Consider the following 16,417-nt stretch of genomic DNA (forward strand, 5'->3'; position numbering starts at 1 on the left):
GGGCCCCGCCGCCGGAGTCCTCCCCCACGCTCACGCACCCGGCGGTGGCGGCCAGGGCGGCGACCGCGGCGGCGAGACGGACGGATACGTACAAGGGGCGCACGGGAGCCACCTCCGGGAGGGAGAAGTCGCCGTGCCCAACTCCTCGCGCCCGCAAGAGGACACGCCGGTCTCCCGGCCGGTCCTCAGCCGTAGCCCAGGGCGTGCAGCCGCGCGTCACCGATCCCGAAGTGGTGGGCGATCTCGTGCACCACCGTCACCTCGGTCTCCGCGACCACGTCCTCCCGGCTCTCGCACATCCGCAGCGTCGGCCCCCGGTAGACCGTGATCCGGTCGGGCAGCACACCCGCGTACCACTCCCCGCGCTCGGTCAGCGGCGTGCCCTCGTACAGCCCGAGCAGCTCAGGATCGTCGGCGGGCGGTTCGTCCTCGACGAACACCGCCACGTTGTCCATCAGCCGCGTCAGCTCCGGCGGGATCCGGTCGAGGGCCTCGGCGACCAGTTCCTCGAACTCCTCGCGCGTCATCTCCAGCACAGCCCCATTGTCCGGCACCCGGCCCGCCCGGCACCCCGTCCGCCCGGCTGCCCCGCACCCCGGCCCCCACCCGCCGGAGGCCGCCCGGTCCCCCGGCCACACACGCATGTCCGGCGCCCCGGGCGGGCATACGCGCCCAATGGCTCGCGTCCGCCTCGCCGACCTGAACCCCTGGAAACGCCCCCGCCGCGGCGAGATCCGCCCCGGCGACACCCCGCGCGGCACCACCCGCGACGGGGACACCGGCCGCGGGGCCGTGCGCTCCCGCAGGGCGCTGACCTCGCGCGGGACAGTTCGCACCCGCCGGACGGTGCGCACCCTCGCCCTCACCCCCGAACCGCACCCCTGGGTCCGCGCCCTGGGCCTGGTGGCCGTCGTGGTCGCCGGCGCCTGGCTCGGCCTGCTGGTCGTCGGCAACGTACGCGCCCCGGTCGGCCCCGTGAACACGACCATGGCCCTGCGCCCCTCCCTGAGCGGCGGCACGAAGATCGACATCGCGCCGCTGGGCGCCCTCGGCCTGGACAGCCACACCGCCCCCGTACGCCTCGACGTGAACGTCGACCGGCTCGACCCGGAACGCGCCCAGGCCCTCGTCGACCACCCCGAACGGCTCTCCGGCCTCCAGGACGAGGTGGTGCACGACGTCGAACACGGCACCCTCGACCTGGCCGTGCGGTCCTGCGCCGCGGTGGTCTTCGGCGCCACGGCCCTCGGCCTGGCCGTCTACCGCCGCCCGCGCCGCGCCCTGGCGGCCGGCGGGCTGGCCCTGACCCTGCTCGCCGCGTCCGGGGCCACCGCCTACGCCACCTGGAACCCGAAGTCGGTGCTGGAACCCCGGTTCTCCGGGCTGCTCTCCTCGGCGCCCTCACTGGTGGGCAACGCACGCAGCATCGTCACCGAGTTCGACGTCTACCAGAAGGAACTGGCCCGCCTGGTGACGAACGTGACCAAGCTCTACGACGTCACCTCCACGCTCCCCGCCTACCAGCCCGACCCCACGACCCTGCGCGTCCTGCACGTCTCCGACATCCATCTCAACCCGGCGAGCTGGAAGATCATCGCCTCCCTCGTGCGGGAGTACAGAGTGGACGTGATCGTCGACTCCGGCGACACGATGGACCACGGCACGGCGGCGGAGAACGGCTTCCTGGACCCGGTGGGCGATCTGGGCGTGCCCTACGTCTGGGTGCGCGGCAACCACGACTCGCCGGCCACCCAGCACCACCTGGAGCGCATGAAGAACGTGCACGTGCTGGACGACGGCCGGGCCGAGACGGTGGCGGGCCTGCGCTTCGCGGGCATCGGCGACCCGCAGTTCACGCCCGACCGCTCGGCCGCGCCCGGCGGCGACGCGGCCGAACGGCTGGCCGGCGCCCGCCTCGCCTCCTCCCTGCGCGACCAGCAGACCAGGGGCACACCCGTCGACATCGCCGTCGCCCACGAACCGGTGGCGGCCCGCGAGACCGACGGCGCGGTGCCGCTGGTCCTGTGCGGCCACCTGCACCACGAGGGAACGGAGATCCTCAAGTACGGCACCCGGCTGCGCATGGAGGGCTCCACGGGCGGCAGCGGGCTGCGCGCGGTCGAGCACGAGCACCCCGCCCCGGTCGAGGCGTCGGTCCTCTACTTCGACCGGGACAGCCGCCGCCTGCAGGCCTGGGACGCGATCAGGCTGGGCGGCCTGGGCCAGACGACGGCGGAGGTCAGCCGCCATCTGGCCGAGGACAACCGCCCGGGCGCCTCTCCCACCCCGTCGGCACCGTCTTCTCCCGCCTCGTCGGCGCCGCTCCCGGCCCCCTCCCCCTCGGGCTCGTAAACGGTTTTGGCGATACCCCCCGCCATCCCATATGCTTCTCACGTCCCCGACGCGCTGAGAAGCGCCCAGGCGGGCCGATAGCCCTCATCGTCTAGCGGCCTAGGACGCCGCCCTTTCAAGGCGGTAGCACGGGTTCGAATCCCGTTGGGGGCACGCAGTACGGTGTGTAAGACTGACTCTCGTCGGTACACACACTGCCACATGGTCCTGTGGAGCAGTTTGGAGTGCTCGCCACCCTGTCAAGGTGGAGGCCGCGGGTTCAAATCCCGTCAGGACCGCTGAGGTTTCACGTGAAACCTCGTGGCTGGGTAGCTCAGTTGGTACGAGCGTCCGCCTGAAAAGCGGAAGGTCGCCGGTTCGACCCCGGCCCCAGCCACAACCGCCCCCACCAGGGCATCGAGCCCCTCTCCGAGTCACCTCGGAGAGGGGCTTCTTCGTGCGCGAGGAGTCCCGACCGGCGTGAAAGCCCTGCACCCCATCGACCCGACGTTGCCGGCCGACGCCGCCCCGGAGCAGGTCTGGTACACCTCCTACGGCTCGAACATGGACCTCGGCCGGCTCGCCTTCTACCTCCGCGGCGGCCGGCCTCCGGGAGCCGCCAGAGCCACCCCCGGGTGCCGCGACACCCGGATGCCGACCCGCTCGGTCCCCGTCGAACTGACCGGCGCCCTGTACTTCGCCACCGAGTCACCGGTGTGGGGCGGCGGCCGGGCCTTCTACGATCCCCACGTCCAGGGCCGGGTCCTGGCCAGGGCCCATCTGCTGTCGGCCGAGCAGTTCTCCGACATCGCCGCCCAGGAGATGTACCGGGAGCCCGGTGAACGGCTCGACCTGACGGACGTGCTCAGCAGCGGCCGGGCCGTGCTGGGCCGGGGCCGCTACGAGACGCTCGTCTGCCCCGGCCAGGTGGACGGCCTGCCCGTCCTCACGTTCACCGCTCCCTGGGGCCTGGACGACGTGCCCTGGAACCCGCCGTCCGCCCCCTACGTCCGCTTCCTGGGCGGCGGGCTGCTGTCGGCCGGTGTCTGGGACTGCGACGCCGTCGCCTCCTACATCGCCGCCTGCCCCGGCGCGGGCGGACACTGGTCGGAACCGGCCGTCGCGGACCTGCTGCGTTCCGGCAGGTGACCCGCCCCCACCGTCGCTCACCGCCCTCGCGGGCCGCTCCCGACACCACCGCTCGCCGCCCCCGCGGACCGCTCCGCCGCCGGCGGCCACCGCCGGCCGCTTCCACCGCGGCCACGGTCCGCCGCCACGGCCCGCCGTCCCAGCCGCCCGCACGCCCGGCGGCCCACCGGGCGCGGCCCGCTCAAATCATTCGCGCGAGATTTCCCCGAGGTGAGATCCTGGGACGCGTATGTCTACGCATCCCGCCCCCGCCCTGGGCTCTCTCGCCGCCCGTCTGACCGAGCTGTCGCTGCGTGACGCGCACCGGCTCGGGCGCAGACTCGAAGGCGCGCGCAAGATCCGCAAGCCCGAGGCGCGCGCCGCCGTCCTCGCCGAGATCGAGGCCGAGGCCGACAAGGCCGCGCACCGCATGGCCGACCGGCGTGCCCGTGTGCCCGCGGTCACCTACCCCGAGCAACTGCCGGTCAGCCAGAAGAAGGACGAGATCGCGGCGGCCATCCGCGACCACCAGGTCGTCATCGTCGCCGGTGAGACCGGGTCCGGCAAGACCACGCAGATCCCGAAGATCTGCATGGAGCTGGGCCGGGGCGTGCGCGGCATGATCGGGCACACCCAGCCGCGCCGGATCGCGGCCCGCACCGTGGCCGAGCGCGTCGCCGACGAGCTGCGCACCCCGCTCGGTGAGGCCGTCGGCTGGAAGGTCCGCTTCACCGACCAGGTGGACCCGGACGCCACCTTCGTGAAGCTGATGACGGACGGCATCCTGCTCGCCGAGATCCAGACCGACCGCGAGCTGCGCGCCTACGACACGATCATCATCGACGAGGCCCACGAGCGGTCCCTGAACATCGACTTCCTGCTCGGTTACCTGGCCCAGCTGCTGCCGAAGCGTCCCGACCTGAAGGTCGTCATCACCTCGGCGACCATCGACCCCGAGCGTTTCTCGCGCCACTTCGGTGACGCGCCGATCGTCGAGGTCAGCGGCCGGACGTACCCCGTGGAGGTGCGGTACCGGCCGCTCCTCGAAGAGGACTCCGAGGACGCCGACCGGGACCAGATCACCGCGATCACCGACGCCGTCGAGGAGCTGCTGGCCGAGGGCCCGGGGGACATCCTCGTGTTCCTCTCCGGTGAGCGGGAGATCCGGGACACCGCCGACGCCCTCACCAAGAAGCAGTACAGGTCCACGGAGGTGCTGCCGCTGTACGCGCGGCTCTCGCACGCCGAGCAGCACCGCGTCTTCCAGCCGCACACCGGCCGCCGGATCGTGCTGGCCACCAACGTCGCGGAGACGTCGCTGACGGTCCCGGGCATCAAGTACGTCATCGACCCCGGCTTCGCCCGGATCTCCCGCTACAGCCACCGCACCAAGGTGCAGCGGCTGCCCATCGAGCCGGTCTCGCAGGCCAGCGCCAACCAGCGCAAGGGCCGCTGCGGCCGTACGTCGGACGGCGTGTGCATCCGGCTGTACAGCGAGGACGACTTCCTGGCGCGGCCGGAGTTCACGGACGCGGAGATCCTGCGCACCAACCTCGCCTCGGTGATCCTGCAGATGACCGCGGCCGGCCTCGGGGACATCGAGAAGTTCCCGTTCATCGACCCGCCGGACCACCGCAACATCCGCGACGGCGTGCAGCTGCTCCAGGAGCTGGGGGCGCTCGACCCGGAGCAGAAGGATCCGCGCAAGCGGCTCACGCAGACCGGCCGCAAGCTGGCCCAGCTGCCCGTCGACCCCCGTCTGGCCCGCATGGTCCTGGAGGCCGACAGGAACGGCTGTGCGCGCGAGGTCATGGTGATCGCCGCCGCGCTGTCCATCCAGGACCCGCGCGAGCGTCCCGCGGACAAGCAGGCGCAGGCCGACCAGCAGCACGCCCGCTTCCGGGACGAGACCAGCGACTTCCTGGCCTTCCTCAACCTCTGGCGCTATCTGCGCGAGCAGCAGAAGGAGCGCGGCTCCTCGTCCTTCCGCCGCATGTGCAAGCAGGAGTACCTGAACTTCCTGCGCATCCGCGAATGGCAGGACATCTACTCCCAGCTGCGCACGGTGGCCAAGCAGATGGGCATCCACCTCAACGAGGAGGACGCCCCGGGCGACCGCGTCCACGTCTCCCTGCTGGCGGGTCTGCTCTCGCACATCGGCATGAAGGACGTGAAGGACGGCGCCAAGAACGAGTACCTGGGCGCCCGCAACGCCAAGTTCGCGATCTTCCCGGGTTCGGCCCTCTTCAAGAAGCCACCGCGTTTCGTGATGTCCGCCGAACTCGTCGAGACGTCGCGGCTGTGGGCGCGGGTCAACGCGAAGATCGAGCCCGAGTGGGTCGAGCCGCTCGCCGGGCACCTGCTGAAGCGGACGTACAGCGAGCCGCACTGGGAGAAGGACCAGGCCGCGGTGGTGGCGTACGAGAAGGTGACGCTGTACGGCGTGCCGATCGTCGCCCAGCGGAAGGTCAACTACGGCCGGATCGACCCCGAGGCCAGCCGGGAGCTGTTCATCCGCAACGCGCTGGTCGAGGGCGACTGGCGCACGCACCACAAGTTCTTCGCCGACAACCGCAGGCTGCTGAGCGAGGTCGAGGAGCTGGAGCACCGGGCCCGGCGCCGGGACATCGTCGTCGACGACGAGACGCTGTTCGACTTCTACGACCAGCGGGTGCCCGAACACGTCGTCTCCGGTGCCCACTTCGACTCCTGGTGGAAGCACAAGCGGCACGAGCAGCCGGACTTCCTGGACTTCGAGCGGGAGATGCTCGTCCGGGAGTCGGCCCAGGCGGTCACCAAGGCCGACTATCCCGACTCGTGGCGCCAGCGGAACCTGAAGTTCCGGGTGACGTACCAGTTCGAGCCGGGCGCGGACGCGGACGGTGTGACCGTCCACATCCCGCTCCAGGTGCTCAACCAGGTCACCGACGAGGGCTTCGACTGGCAGATCCCGGGCCTGCGCGAGGAGGTCGTGACCGAGCTGATCCGCTCGCTGCCCAAGCCGGTCCGCCGCCACTACGTGCCCGCGCCGAACTACGCGAAGGCGTTCCTGGAGCGGGCGGTGCCCCTCCAGGAGCCGCTGACGGTCACGATGGCGCGTGAGCTGAGGCGCATGGTCGGCGTGCCGTTCGAGGCCGAGGACTTCGACTGGGCCAAGGTCCCCGACCACCTGAAGATCACCTTCCGGATCGTCGACGAGCGGCGCCGCAAGCTGGCCGAGGACAAGGACCTGGAGGCGCTGAAGCTCAGCCTCAGACCGAAGGCGCGCAAGGCCCTCTCGCAGGCCGCGGCGGCGACCGCCGAGCGCGCCGGCGGCGAGTCGCTGGAGCGCGGCGGGCTGACCGACTGGACGATCGGCTCGCTCACCCGGGTCTTCGAGACCCGCAGGGCCGGTCAGCCGGTGAAGGCGTACCCGGCGCTCGTGGACGACGGACCGGCGGCGGGCACCGTCTCGGTGCGGCTCTTCGACACCGAGGCCGAGCAGGCCGAGGCCATGTGGAAGGGCACGCGCCGGCTGATCCTGCGCAACATCCCGGTGAGCCCGGCGAAATACGCGAGCGATCACCTGACGAACCAGCAGAAGCTCGGTCTGTCGGCCAATCCGCACGGTTCGGTCCAGGCCCTGTTCGAGGACTGCGCGACGGCGGCGGCGGACCGGCTGATCGCGGACTTCGGCGGACCGGTGTGGGACGAGGAGTCGTACCGGAAGCTCTACGACAAGGTCCGGTCGGAGATCGTGGACCTGACCGTGCGGACCGTGGGCCAGGTCCAGCAGGTGCTGGCCGCCTGGCAGGCCTGTGAACGCCGTCTGAAGGCGGTGCGGAGCCCCGCGCTGCTGGCGAACCTGACGGACGTACGGCAGCAGTTGGACGCGCTGGTGAAGCCGGGCTTCGTCACGGAGGCGGGGATACGGCGGCTGCCCGACCTGATGCGCTATCTGGTCGCCGCGGACCGGCGGCTCCAGCAGATGCCGACCAACGTCCAGCGGGACACGACGCGTATGGAGAAGGTCCAGGAGATGCGCGACGAGTACGCGTGGCTGCTGGAGCAGATGCCGCAGGGCCGGCCGGTGCCGCAGCAGGTGCGGGACATCCGCTGGATGCTCGAGGAGCTGCGGGTCAGCTACTTCGCCCACGCGCTGGGCACGGCCTACCCCGTCTCGGACAAGCGGATCGTGAAGGCGATCGACGCGGCGGCCCCGTGACCGCCGTGACGGGACCGGCACCCTGAGTGAGTTCGACCAGGCGGCCCGCCTCCTGTAGAGTCTCTTTTCGCAGCGCAACGCGAGATCAGCGCCGCGAAACCAGGTCCTGTGGAGCAGTTTGGAGTGCTCGCCACCCTGTCAAGGTGGAGGCCGCGGGTTCAAATCCCGTCAGGACCGCAGTCGAAGGCCCGCATCCGGCAACGGAAGCGGGCCTTTCTCTTATGCCCCGGACCTCACCCACCGAGGCCGGCCGCGCTCCTGCCCGAGACCCCGAACCCAGGCCGCGCCCGCGGCGGCAGCCGCCGTCGGACCCAGCAAATCCCGTCAGGACCGCAAGTGAAGGCCCGCACCCGGCAACGGAAGCGGGCCTTTCCCATACCTCCCGCGCTCCCCCGCCGATGCCGGCGGGGGCCGCCGCCCGAGACCCCGAACCCAGGCCGCGCCCGCGGCCTCTCGTGTGCCGGTCCCTCCGTCCGTTCCCGGTCCCTTGACGGCGTCACATTCCCTCGGTACCCCAGAAGCAGGGTCCGTTCGGGCGCGGCCCGCCGGAGGTGGCGTATGGCGGCATCGGCCAGGCACGAGACGCGGGCGCTGCTCCGCGCGCACCTCGCGGCCGCCTCGTCGTACGGCCACCTCACCAGTCGCTGTCCTGCCTGCCACCGCCTGCTGCGGCTGGCGATGGAGGCCGCCCCCCGCCCCGTCCCGGCCGGGGACGTCCCCCGGGCGCCGGGCGCCGGACAGGAGGCGCTGGGCGGCGCCGTGACGGCCCGGAAGCCGCTCGGGGCCCTGGAGGTCCAGGACGTGCTGGAGACCGTGGAGGAGGAGCGGCCGTCGACCGCGTGAGCGCGCCGCCCGGATCCCGAACTCCCGTGCCTGCAGGGGCCGGTGGAAGCGGAGCCTCCTTTAGCGCACGGCGGCGGCAGCCAACAAGCATCGCGCCATGTGACGGGTGTCACCGCACGAGTTTTTGAAAGCCCTCTCCTTACACCCCTCCTACACCCAGTCAATTTAATATGTGCAATTGCACTGGTCTTCACGGCTGTTCACAGGGGATCCGACACCCCTCCCCAGGGTCGGACAAGCCCGCTCACAGAGTCACTCGCCGGCCCCCTCGGAGCGCACAAAAAAGATCGCGCTGGACCCGGCGGAGTCCAGCGCGATCGACGACGCACCCTGTTCACTTGCCTGCGAAGCTCTGACGGCTTGGGCGTGGGGCCTGTTGGGGCAGGACCCGCGTCGCTTGGAGCTAGGGGTCCGGGCGTCCTGGCCGGTTGGGGGGCCGACCGGTTTGCCCGGTTATGGAATTGTTCAGGCCTCGCTGCGCTGCTGCGGGATGCCCGCGAGCAGAGCGCGGACCTCGGCCTCGCGGTAGCGGCGGTGCCCGCCGAGCGTGCGGATCGACGTGAGCTTGCCGGCCTTCGCCCAGCGCGTGACCGTCTTCGGGTCGACGCGGAACATGGTGGCGACCTCAGCCGGGGTCAGCAGCGGCTCGGCATCAGGGGTGCGAGCGGTCATGAGCGGCCTCCTCGGGAGAACCGAACCTTCTCGGTTCTTTCCTCTAAATTCTGCACCTTGACCCGCGTTGCCCGAAATGGCGGACGCGAGTCGAGTCGGTTATAGGACGAACGGCTTGTCCTCGGCACTACAACTACACCATCTGTCCAGCCGCGTCGGCCAAACCGATGGAATTGCCCTCCCAGGTGTTCATCAGCGACGGAAGCCGATGGACCATGCCATAGCGGACAGTCACACCACTGTGACGATCAGTCACAGGGTGATCAGGAAGTCACCAGACCCCCCAAAGCGTGCAATGCTGAGATTCCGTCCAGCACGGAGCATAAGCGGACGGAAGGAGCCCTCCCCGGACTCCTTGTCCTATTTTGGCATGAGGAGGGGCAAGCAAGGCAAGGGTCTGGTAAGTGCAGTCCATCACCCTTGACACAAACGCCCGGATCGGGCCCCTACGTCCCCTCAGCTCCGCAAAGGACGCTTGACCGTACGCTGTTCGATGCCGTTCGAGCCGTGACGCAGATCACTCGCTGACGAATCGTCATCACATCGTCAGTTGGCCGAGCGCCGCTCCCGCACCCCGCGCCAGCGCTCCACGAGCCGCCCGTAGGCCTCCGCCGCCGCCGTCCCGTCGCCCCGGCGCAGCGCCTCGATCCCCTCGGCCACGTCGGCCGCCGAATGGTCGCCCTCCAGCTCACCGACCGGCAGCACGTGCACCAGTCCGCCGTAGTCCAGCTCCACCAGGGAGCGCGGGTGGAACTCCTCCAGCCAGCGGCCGACGTCCAGCAGGCCGTCGACCAGCGGGCCCTCGTCGACGGCGTCCCGCAGCGCGCGCAGGCCCCGCGCCACCCGCCGCCGGGCCTGCACCATCGGCGTCCGGTACCGCAGCGCGGGCGGCTCCTCCCCGAGGCCGCCGGCGGCGCCGAGCCCCTCCCCGGCGGCCGAGTCGCCGCCGCCCTTGCCCGCCGCACCGGCCGCGGCGGCCCCCACGCCCCGGACGTACTCCCGCTCCTCGTCGGAGACGAGCACGAACCAGTTCAGCGGCACCTGCCAGGTCGCCGTGCGGATCCAGGGGCGGGCGTCCGGGTTGCGGGCCAGCCAGCGCTCGTAGTCCTGGGCGGCCTGGCGGCGTACGACCGGGGGCAGCACCGCGTCCAGGACCACCGCCGGAAGCTCCTCGGTGAGATCGTCCAGCGCCTGCCAGCCGCGCAGCCGGGTGCGCCAGGGGCAGACGCAGACCACCCCGTCGACGTCGAGCACGAACGCGTCCCGGCTCTCGTGCACCGGGACCGCCACCGGCGGGGTGGGCAGCAGGTCGGCCAGCGAGCGGCGCAGTTCGTCCTGGTAGGAGGGGCGGCCGGGTCGGCGGGCGTAGCGCGCCCAGTGGCTGCGCTCCGGCTCCGGGAAGGCGGCCAGCGGCTCGTAGACGCGCAGATAGGTCGCGTACGGGACGACCACGGAGGACACCTTGGGCACGCCTGCTCCCTCCCCACCGGACCGGGCCCGAAACCCGCCCGGCCCGCGCCCGGACGGACGGAAAACCACTGCAGATCGTCGCATGGGCGGGCAGGAAGGTACTCCTTGGGAGGGTGATCCGGACCACCGCGCCCCGGGCGGACGGGGTCAGGGTCTAGTCTCCTGCCACGGCCCCGCCACCCGCACGGGGACGACACACCACCCGCCGCTACTTACCTGGGAGTCACCACCGTGACCGACGTAACCGGCGCGCACGCTGACGTACTGCACACCCTGTTCCGCTCGGAGCAGGGCGGCCATGAACAGGTCGTGCTCTGTCAGGACCGCGCCAGCGGCCTCAAGGCCGTCATCGCCATCCACTCCACCGCCCTGGGACCCGCCCTCGGCGGCACCCGCTTCTACCCGTACGCGAGCGAGCAGGAGGCCGTCGCCGACGCGCTGAACCTCGCCCGCGGGATGTCGTACAAGAACGCCATGGCCGGCCTGGACCACGGCGGCGGCAAGGCCGTGATCATCGGCGACCCGGAGCTGGTCAAGTCCGAGGAGCTGCTGCTCGCCTACGGACGGTGCGTGGCCTCGCTCGGCGGGCGCTACGTCACCGCGTGCGACGTCGGCACGTACGTGGCCGACATGGACGTCGTGGCGCGCGAGTGCCGCTGGACCACCGGCCGCTCCCCCGAGAACGGCGGCGCGGGCGACTCCTCCGTGCTGACCGCCTTCGGTGTCTACCAGGGCATGCGGGCCTCGGCCCAGCACCTGTGGGGCGACCCGACGCTGCGCGGCCGCAGGGTGGGTGTCGCGGGTGTGGGCAAGGTCGGGCACCACCTGGTCCGGCACCTGCTGGACGAGGGCGCCGAGGTCGTGGTCACGGACGTGCGCGAGGAGGCCGTGGACCGCGTGGTCGCCACGCACCCCGCCGTGCGCCGGGCCGCCGACACCGACGCCCTGATCCGCACCGAGGGGCTCGACATCTACGCCCCCTGCGCGCTCGGCGGCGCCCTGAACGACGACACGGTGCCGGTGCTGACCGCCGCGGTGGTGTGCGGGGCGGCCAACAACCAGCTCGCCCACCCCGGCGTCGAGAAGGACCTCGCCGACCGCGGGATCCTCTACGCGCCGGACTACGTGGTGAACGCCGGCGGGGTCATCCAGGTCGCCGACGAGCTGCACGGCTTCGACTTCGACCGGTGCAAGGCGAAGGCCGCGAAGATCTTCGACACCACGCTCGGGATCTTCGCACGTGCGAAGGCGGACGGGATTCCGCCGGCCGCGGCGGCGGACCGGATCGCCGAGCAGCGGATGGCGGAGGCGCGCGCCGCGCACACCCTGTGACGCGCGCGGTGAGCCGCGTGCGCGCGGGGGCCGGCACGCCCTCCGTGTGACGTTTGACCGGTACCTGCCGGTGGACAGTTGGAGAGAACTCTCACTTCCACCGGCGGGTCGCTCGCCGATAAGTGGTTAAAATCGCCACTGACCAGCGAGGACAGGGCGCCTCGAAGGCACTGCGCACACGCGCGTCCTACGGGCGACGTACCGTATGGCCGCGGGCTCAGGTACCGTGGAAGCCCTACGGACCGGTCTCTCTGCGGAGAGCCCGTGCCGGATCATGAACGCGTGTCAGACTCTGGGGCCGTTGAGCCCCGTCGTTGAGGGGGTCGAGCCATGGGGCGCGGCCGGGCCAAGGCCAAGCAGACGAAGGTCGCCCGCCAGCTGAAGTACAACAGCGGTGGGACTGACCTCTCACGCCTGGCCGAGGAGCTGGGCGCATCGACGTCGAATCCGTCGCCGCCGACTAACGGCGACCATTTCGAGGGCGATGAGCAAGACGACGACCTGTACGCACGGTACGCCGACCTCTATGAGGACGACGACGAGGACGAGCAGGACGGCTCCTCCTCACAACACCGTCGCGGCGCCTGACACCAGCGGCCGGTTCTGCCGTCCCACGCGCGTCGCAAGGTCCTCCACTTCACCCGGTCCGGTGCTTCCAGCGCCGGACCGGGTTTCGTGCTGTTCTCACCCGCGGCTCACGCGTGGTCGCCCACCAGGGCCGCTCCCGTGGTGTGCGCGCCCCGCGCGGTGATCTCACCGGCGACCCAGGCGTCGACCCCGCGGTCGGCCAGGGTGGTGAGGGCCGCGTCCGCCGACTCCTGGGGCACGATCGCGATCATGCCGACGCCCATGTTGAGGGTCTTCTCCAGCTCCAGCCGCTCCACGTCACCCGTCCGGCCGACCAGGCCGAAGACCGGGGCCGGGGTCCAGGTGGAGCGGTCGACCACGGCATGCAGGGTGTCCGGGATCACACGAGCCAGGTTGGCGGCGAGTCCGCCGCCGGTGATGTGGCTGAAGGCGTGGACCTCGGTGGTGCGGGTCAGCGCCAGGCAGTCCAGGGAGTAGATCTTGGTCGGCTCCAGCAGTTCCTCACCGAGGGTGCGGCCGAAGTCCTCGACGTGCGCGTCCAGGGACAGGCCCGCCCTCTCCAGCAGCACGTGCCGCACCAGCGAGTACCCGTTGGAGTGAAGACCGGAGGACGCCATGGCGATCACCGCGTCACCCTCGCGGATGCGGTCCGGGCCGAGCAGCCGGTCGGCCTCCACCACGCCCGTGCCGGCGCCGGCGACGTCGAAGTCGTCCTCGCCGAGCAGACCGGGGTGCTCGGCGGTCTCGCCGCCGACCAGGGCGCAGCCGGCCAGGACACAGCCCTCGGCGATGCCCTTGACGATGGCGGCGACCCGCTCGGGGTGCACCTTGCCGACGCAGATGTAGTCGGTCATGAACAGCGGTTCGGCACCGCAGACCACGATGTCGTCCATGACCATGGCGACCAGGTCGTGGCCGATGGTGTCGTACACGCCCAGCCGGCGGGCGAGGTCGACCTTGGTGCCGACGCCGTCGGTGGCGGAGGCGAGCAGGGGGCGCTCGTAGCGCTTGAGGGCGGAGGCGTCGAAGAGGCCGGCGAAGCCGCCGAGGCCGCCGAGGACCTCGGGGCGCTGCGTCTTCTTCACCCACTCCTTCATCAGCTCGACGGCGCGGTCGCCCGCTTCGATGTCGACGCCCGCCGCTGCGTAGCTGGCACCGGTTGTCTCAGACATGACGATGAGAACTTTCGTGTCGTACTGCGGGTGTGGCGGGCTGACTACGGGCGACGGATGGCGTCGGCCGCGGCCGTGGCGGCGGGCCCTGCGGCCAGCTCGGTCTCCAGCAGCTGCTTGCCGAGCAGCTCCGGGTCGGGGAGTTCCATCGGGTACTCGCCGTCGAAGCAGGCACGGCACAGGTTCGGCTTGGCGATGGTGGTCGCCTCGATCATGCCGTCGATGGAGATGTACGCCAGCGAGTCGGCGCCCAGCGAGGTGCCGATCTCGTCGATGCTCATGCCGTTGGCGATCAGCTCGGCGCGGGTGGCGAAGTCGATGCCGAAGAAGCACGGCCACTTCACGGGCGGCGAGGAGATCCGGATGTGGACCTCGGCGGCCCCGGCCTCGCGGAGCATGCGCACCAGGGCGCGCTGGGTGTTGCCGCGGACGATCGAGTCGTCGACGACGACCAGGCGCTTGCCCTTGATGACTTCCTTCAGCGGGTTCAGCTTCAGCCGGATCCCGAGCTGCCGGATGGTCTGCGAGGGCTGGATGAACGTACGTCCGACGTACGCGTTCTTGACCAGGCCGCTGCCGAAGGGGATGCCGGAGGCCTCCGCGTACCCGATCGCGGCGGGGGTGCCGGACTCCGGGGTCGCTATGACGAGGTCGGCCTCGACGGGCGCTTCCTTCGCCAGCTTGCGGCCCATCTCGACGCGGGAGAGGTAGACGTTGCGTCCGGCGATGTCGGTGTCGGGGCGGGCCAGGTAGACGTACTCGAAGACACAGCCCTTCGGCTTCGCCGGTGCGAATCGCGAAGTACGCAGGCCGTTCTCGTCGATGGCGACGAACTCGCCCGGCTCGATCTCGCGCACGAAGCTGGCACCGCAGATGTCGAGCGCGGCGGACTCGGAGGCGACCACCCAGCCGCGCTCCAGCCGGCCGAGGACCAGCGGGCGGATGCCCTGCGGGTCGCGGGCGGCGTACAGGGTGTGCTCGTCCATGAAGACGAGGCTGAAGGCGCCCTTGACCTGCGGGAGGACGGCGTGGGCCCCCTCCTCGATGGTCAGCGGCTTGCCGTCGGCGTCGACCTGGGCGGCCAGCAGGGCCGTCAGCAGGTCGGTGTCGTTGGTGGCCGCCACCCGGGTCGAGCGGCCGTTGGTGTCCTTGGGCAGTTCGGCGACCATCTCGGCGAGCTGCGCCGTGTTGACCAGGTTGCCGTTGTGGCCGAGCGCGATCGAGCCGTGCGCGGTGGCACGGAACGTCGGCTGGGCGTTCTCCCACACGGAGGCGCCGGTGGTCGAGTAGCGGGCGTGTCCGACCGCGATGTGACCCTGGAGCGAACCGAGCGAGGTCTCGTCGAAGACCTGGGACACGAGGCCCATGTCCTTGAAGACGAGGATCTGGGAGCCGTTGCTGACCGCGATACCCGCGGATTCCTGGCCCCGATGCTGGAGGGCGTAGAGCCCGAAGTACGTGAGCTTTGCGACCTCTTCGCCCGGAGCCCAGACACCGAAGACGCCGCACGCGTCCTGGGGGCCTTTCTCGCCGGGGAGCAGATCGTGATTGAGTCGACCGTCACCACGTGGCACGCAATCGAGTGTAGGCGAGGTCGACCACTGGTCCGAATTGGGGAATGTCAAAAAAACCCCGAGCGGCCGGGTCACTCCCGCGCGACCGCTCCCGAACGCTCTGTATTTTCGCAGGTCAGAGGGGCATTGTCAGGGTGCGGGGCCGGTCCCGGCGCCCGCGGTGTCCCGCGCCCGGTCCCCGCGCACCGCGAGGACGAGTGAGTTGTCGCACACCGCGGGGCGGTCCGGGACGGCGCGACACGCCGGTGAGCGGTCAGGCCATCAGGGGCAGCAGGGCGCCGAGGTCCGCCCGTTCCCCGCTCGCGCTGAGCCGGGCGCTCTCCAGGGCGTCGTGCCACGAGAGGCGTCCGGTGGCCAGCCGCACCCAGGTCAGCGGGTCGGTCTCCACGACGTTGGGCGGGGTGCCGCGGGTGTGACGAGGGCCCTCGACGCACTGGACGACGGCGTACGGCGGTACGCGCACCTCGGTCGAACCGCCCGGTGCTCTGGCGGCGAGCGCGTCGGCGAGCAGGCGGGTGGCGGCGGCGAGCGCCTGCCGGTCGTGGGGGACCTCCAGACCCGGTACGGCGGCGTTCAGGTCGTCGGTGTGGACGACGAGTTCGACGGTCCGGGTGACGAGGTAGTCGGCGAGCGGCAGCGCGCCCGCGTTGGTGGCCAGGAGCCGCGTGCCGGGGTGTTCGTCGAGCTGCCGCTCCAGGGTCCGGCCGATGTCCCCGAGGTAGGCGCCGAGGTCCGGGGTCCCGGCGGCGAGCCGGCGGGTGAACTCGTCGATGGCCGCGGCGTTGGACGCGATCGCCCGCGGCCAGTCGAGCAGGACGGCGTCCTGCCGTGCGGGCTCGGGCAGTTCGAGGGAGCGGCCGACGGCGGTGACGGCCATGCCGATGTGCGCGACCAGCTCCCGTACCGTCCAGTCCCCGAGCCGTGTGGGCAGCGCCAGTTGGCCGGGCGTCAGGGTGCGCACGCCCTCCCGGACGGCACCGAGCTGGGCGAGGACCGCCGCGCGAATCCTGGCGGGGTCGTAGGTCCTGGGGCGTTTCCTGGCCGGGGGCATGGGGTGAGCCTATGCCGTGGCGCGGGACGGGTGCCGGGGGTTTCCCGGGCCC

12 protein-coding genes and 4 tRNA genes are annotated in these 16,417 nt (G+C 71.3%); 10 read left to right on the forward strand and 6 right to left on the reverse strand.

The features are described from left to right. Positions 1-185 precede the first annotated feature (185 nt). Entirely contained in the window at positions 186-536 is a 351-nt protein-coding gene (locus ABZ719_RS25635) for a metallopeptidase family protein (RefSeq protein ID WP_037862781.1), read from the reverse strand. A 139-nt stretch (positions 537-675) separates the two neighbouring features. Between ABZ719_RS25635 and ABZ719_RS25640 the strand changes: the two genes are divergently transcribed. From ABZ719_RS25640 to ABZ719_RS25675, 8 genes are all read left to right on the forward strand, one after another. Continuing rightward, a complete protein-coding gene (locus ABZ719_RS25640; protein ID WP_366727520.1) occupies positions 676-2,352 on the forward strand; it encodes a metallophosphoesterase in 1,677 nt (558 codons plus the stop codon). Between the two features lie 80 nt (positions 2,353-2,432). Continuing rightward, positions 2,433-2,505 (forward strand) — tRNA-Glu (locus ABZ719_RS25645). A gap of 50 nt (positions 2,506-2,555) precedes the next feature. After that, positions 2,556-2,630: transfer RNA gene (locus ABZ719_RS25650), tRNA-Asp, on the forward strand. A 24-nt stretch (positions 2,631-2,654) separates the two neighbouring features. Next, positions 2,655-2,728: transfer RNA gene (locus ABZ719_RS25655), tRNA-Phe, on the forward strand. Between the two features lie 83 nt (positions 2,729-2,811). After that, positions 2,812-3,480, forward strand: a complete 669-nt coding sequence (locus ABZ719_RS25660) for a histone deacetylase (RefSeq protein WP_366727521.1) — start codon at positions 2,812-2,814, stop codon at positions 3,478-3,480. 229 nt (positions 3,481-3,709) lie between these two features. Continuing rightward, positions 3,710-7,663, forward strand: coding sequence for an ATP-dependent RNA helicase HrpA (gene hrpA / locus ABZ719_RS25665; protein WP_366727522.1), 3,954 nt, complete (start codon positions 3,710-3,712; stop codon positions 7,661-7,663). A 102-nt stretch (positions 7,664-7,765) separates the two neighbouring features. Then, positions 7,766-7,840, forward strand: a tRNA-Asp gene (locus tag ABZ719_RS25670). A 381-nt stretch (positions 7,841-8,221) separates the two neighbouring features. Continuing rightward, on the forward strand, positions 8,222-8,506 hold the full coding sequence (locus ABZ719_RS25675) for a DUF6274 family protein (RefSeq protein ID WP_366727523.1): 285 nt from the start codon (positions 8,222-8,224) through the stop codon (positions 8,504-8,506). Positions 8,507-8,971: 465 nt separating this feature from the next. On the opposite strand, the gene bldC is transcribed toward ABZ719_RS25675, so the two are convergent. Both bldC and ABZ719_RS25685 read right to left on the reverse strand, forming a co-directional pair. Beyond that, positions 8,972-9,178 carry a developmental transcriptional regulator BldC gene (gene bldC, locus ABZ719_RS25680; protein WP_003949541.1) on the reverse strand — a complete coding sequence of 69 codons (207 nt, stop codon included), beginning with the start codon at positions 9,176-9,178 and terminating at the stop codon, positions 8,972-8,974. A gap of 546 nt (positions 9,179-9,724) precedes the next feature. Then, complete coding sequence (locus ABZ719_RS25685) at positions 9,725-10,648, reverse strand: hypothetical protein (RefSeq protein ID WP_366727524.1); 924 nt, start codon at positions 10,646-10,648, stop codon at positions 9,725-9,727. A 231-nt stretch (positions 10,649-10,879) separates the two neighbouring features. On the opposite strand from ABZ719_RS25685, the gene ABZ719_RS25690 reads away from it, so the two are divergent. Continuing rightward, complete coding sequence (locus ABZ719_RS25690) at positions 10,880-11,980, forward strand: Glu/Leu/Phe/Val dehydrogenase dimerization domain-containing protein (RefSeq protein ID WP_366727525.1); 1,101 nt, start codon at positions 10,880-10,882, stop codon at positions 11,978-11,980. Positions 11,981-12,310: 330 nt separating this feature from the next. Continuing rightward, positions 12,311-12,568 carry a DUF3073 domain-containing protein gene (locus tag ABZ719_RS25695; RefSeq protein ID WP_366727526.1) on the forward strand — a complete coding sequence of 86 codons (258 nt, stop codon included), beginning with the start codon at positions 12,311-12,313 and terminating at the stop codon, positions 12,566-12,568. A 107-nt stretch (positions 12,569-12,675) separates the two neighbouring features. On the opposite strand, the gene purM is transcribed toward ABZ719_RS25695, so the two are convergent. From purM to ABZ719_RS25710, 3 genes are all read right to left on the reverse strand, one after another. Further along, positions 12,676-13,740 (reverse strand): phosphoribosylformylglycinamidine cyclo-ligase, encoded by a 1,065-nt coding sequence (gene purM / locus ABZ719_RS25700; RefSeq protein WP_366727527.1) that lies wholly within the window; start codon positions 13,738-13,740, stop codon positions 12,676-12,678. A 44-nt stretch (positions 13,741-13,784) separates the two neighbouring features. Further along, positions 13,785-15,314 carry an amidophosphoribosyltransferase gene (gene purF, locus ABZ719_RS25705; protein ID WP_037862764.1) on the reverse strand — a complete coding sequence of 510 codons (1,530 nt, stop codon included), beginning with the start codon at positions 15,312-15,314 and terminating at the stop codon, positions 13,785-13,787. 253 nt (positions 15,315-15,567) lie between these two features. Beyond that, positions 15,568-16,365, reverse strand: a complete 798-nt coding sequence (locus ABZ719_RS25710) for a sterol carrier family protein (RefSeq protein ID WP_366727528.1) — start codon at positions 16,363-16,365, stop codon at positions 15,568-15,570. Positions 16,366-16,417: the final 52 nt, after the last annotated feature.

Source organism: Streptomyces sp. NPDC006743, assembly GCF_040703815.1.
Taxonomy (GTDB): Bacteria; Actinomycetota; Actinomycetes; order Streptomycetales; family Streptomycetaceae; genus Streptomyces.

Excerpts from the sequence above, each read along its gene's own strand:
- hrpA (WP_366727522.1), top strand. The coding sequence starts at position 3,710 with ATGTCTACGCATCCCGCCCCCGCCCTGGGCTCTCTCGCCGCCCGTCTG.
- ABZ719_RS25695 (WP_366727526.1), top strand. The coding sequence starts at position 12,311 with ATGGGGCGCGGCCGGGCCAAGGCCAAGCAGACGAAGGTCGCCCGCCAG.
- ABZ719_RS25640 (WP_366727520.1), top strand. The coding sequence starts at position 676 with ATGGCTCGCGTCCGCCTCGCCGACCTGAACCCCTGGAAACGCCCCCGC.
- bldC (WP_003949541.1), bottom strand. The coding sequence starts at position 9,178 with ATGACCGCTCGCACCCCTGATGCCGAGCCGCTGCTGACCCCGGCTGAG.
- ABZ719_RS25710 (WP_366727528.1), bottom strand. The coding sequence starts at position 16,365 with ATGCCCCCGGCCAGGAAACGCCCCAGGACCTACGACCCCGCCAGGATT.
- ABZ719_RS25675 (WP_366727523.1), top strand. The coding sequence starts at position 8,222 with ATGGCGGCATCGGCCAGGCACGAGACGCGGGCGCTGCTCCGCGCGCAC.
- purM (WP_366727527.1), bottom strand. The coding sequence starts at position 13,740 with ATGTCTGAGACAACCGGTGCCAGCTACGCAGCGGCGGGCGTCGACATC.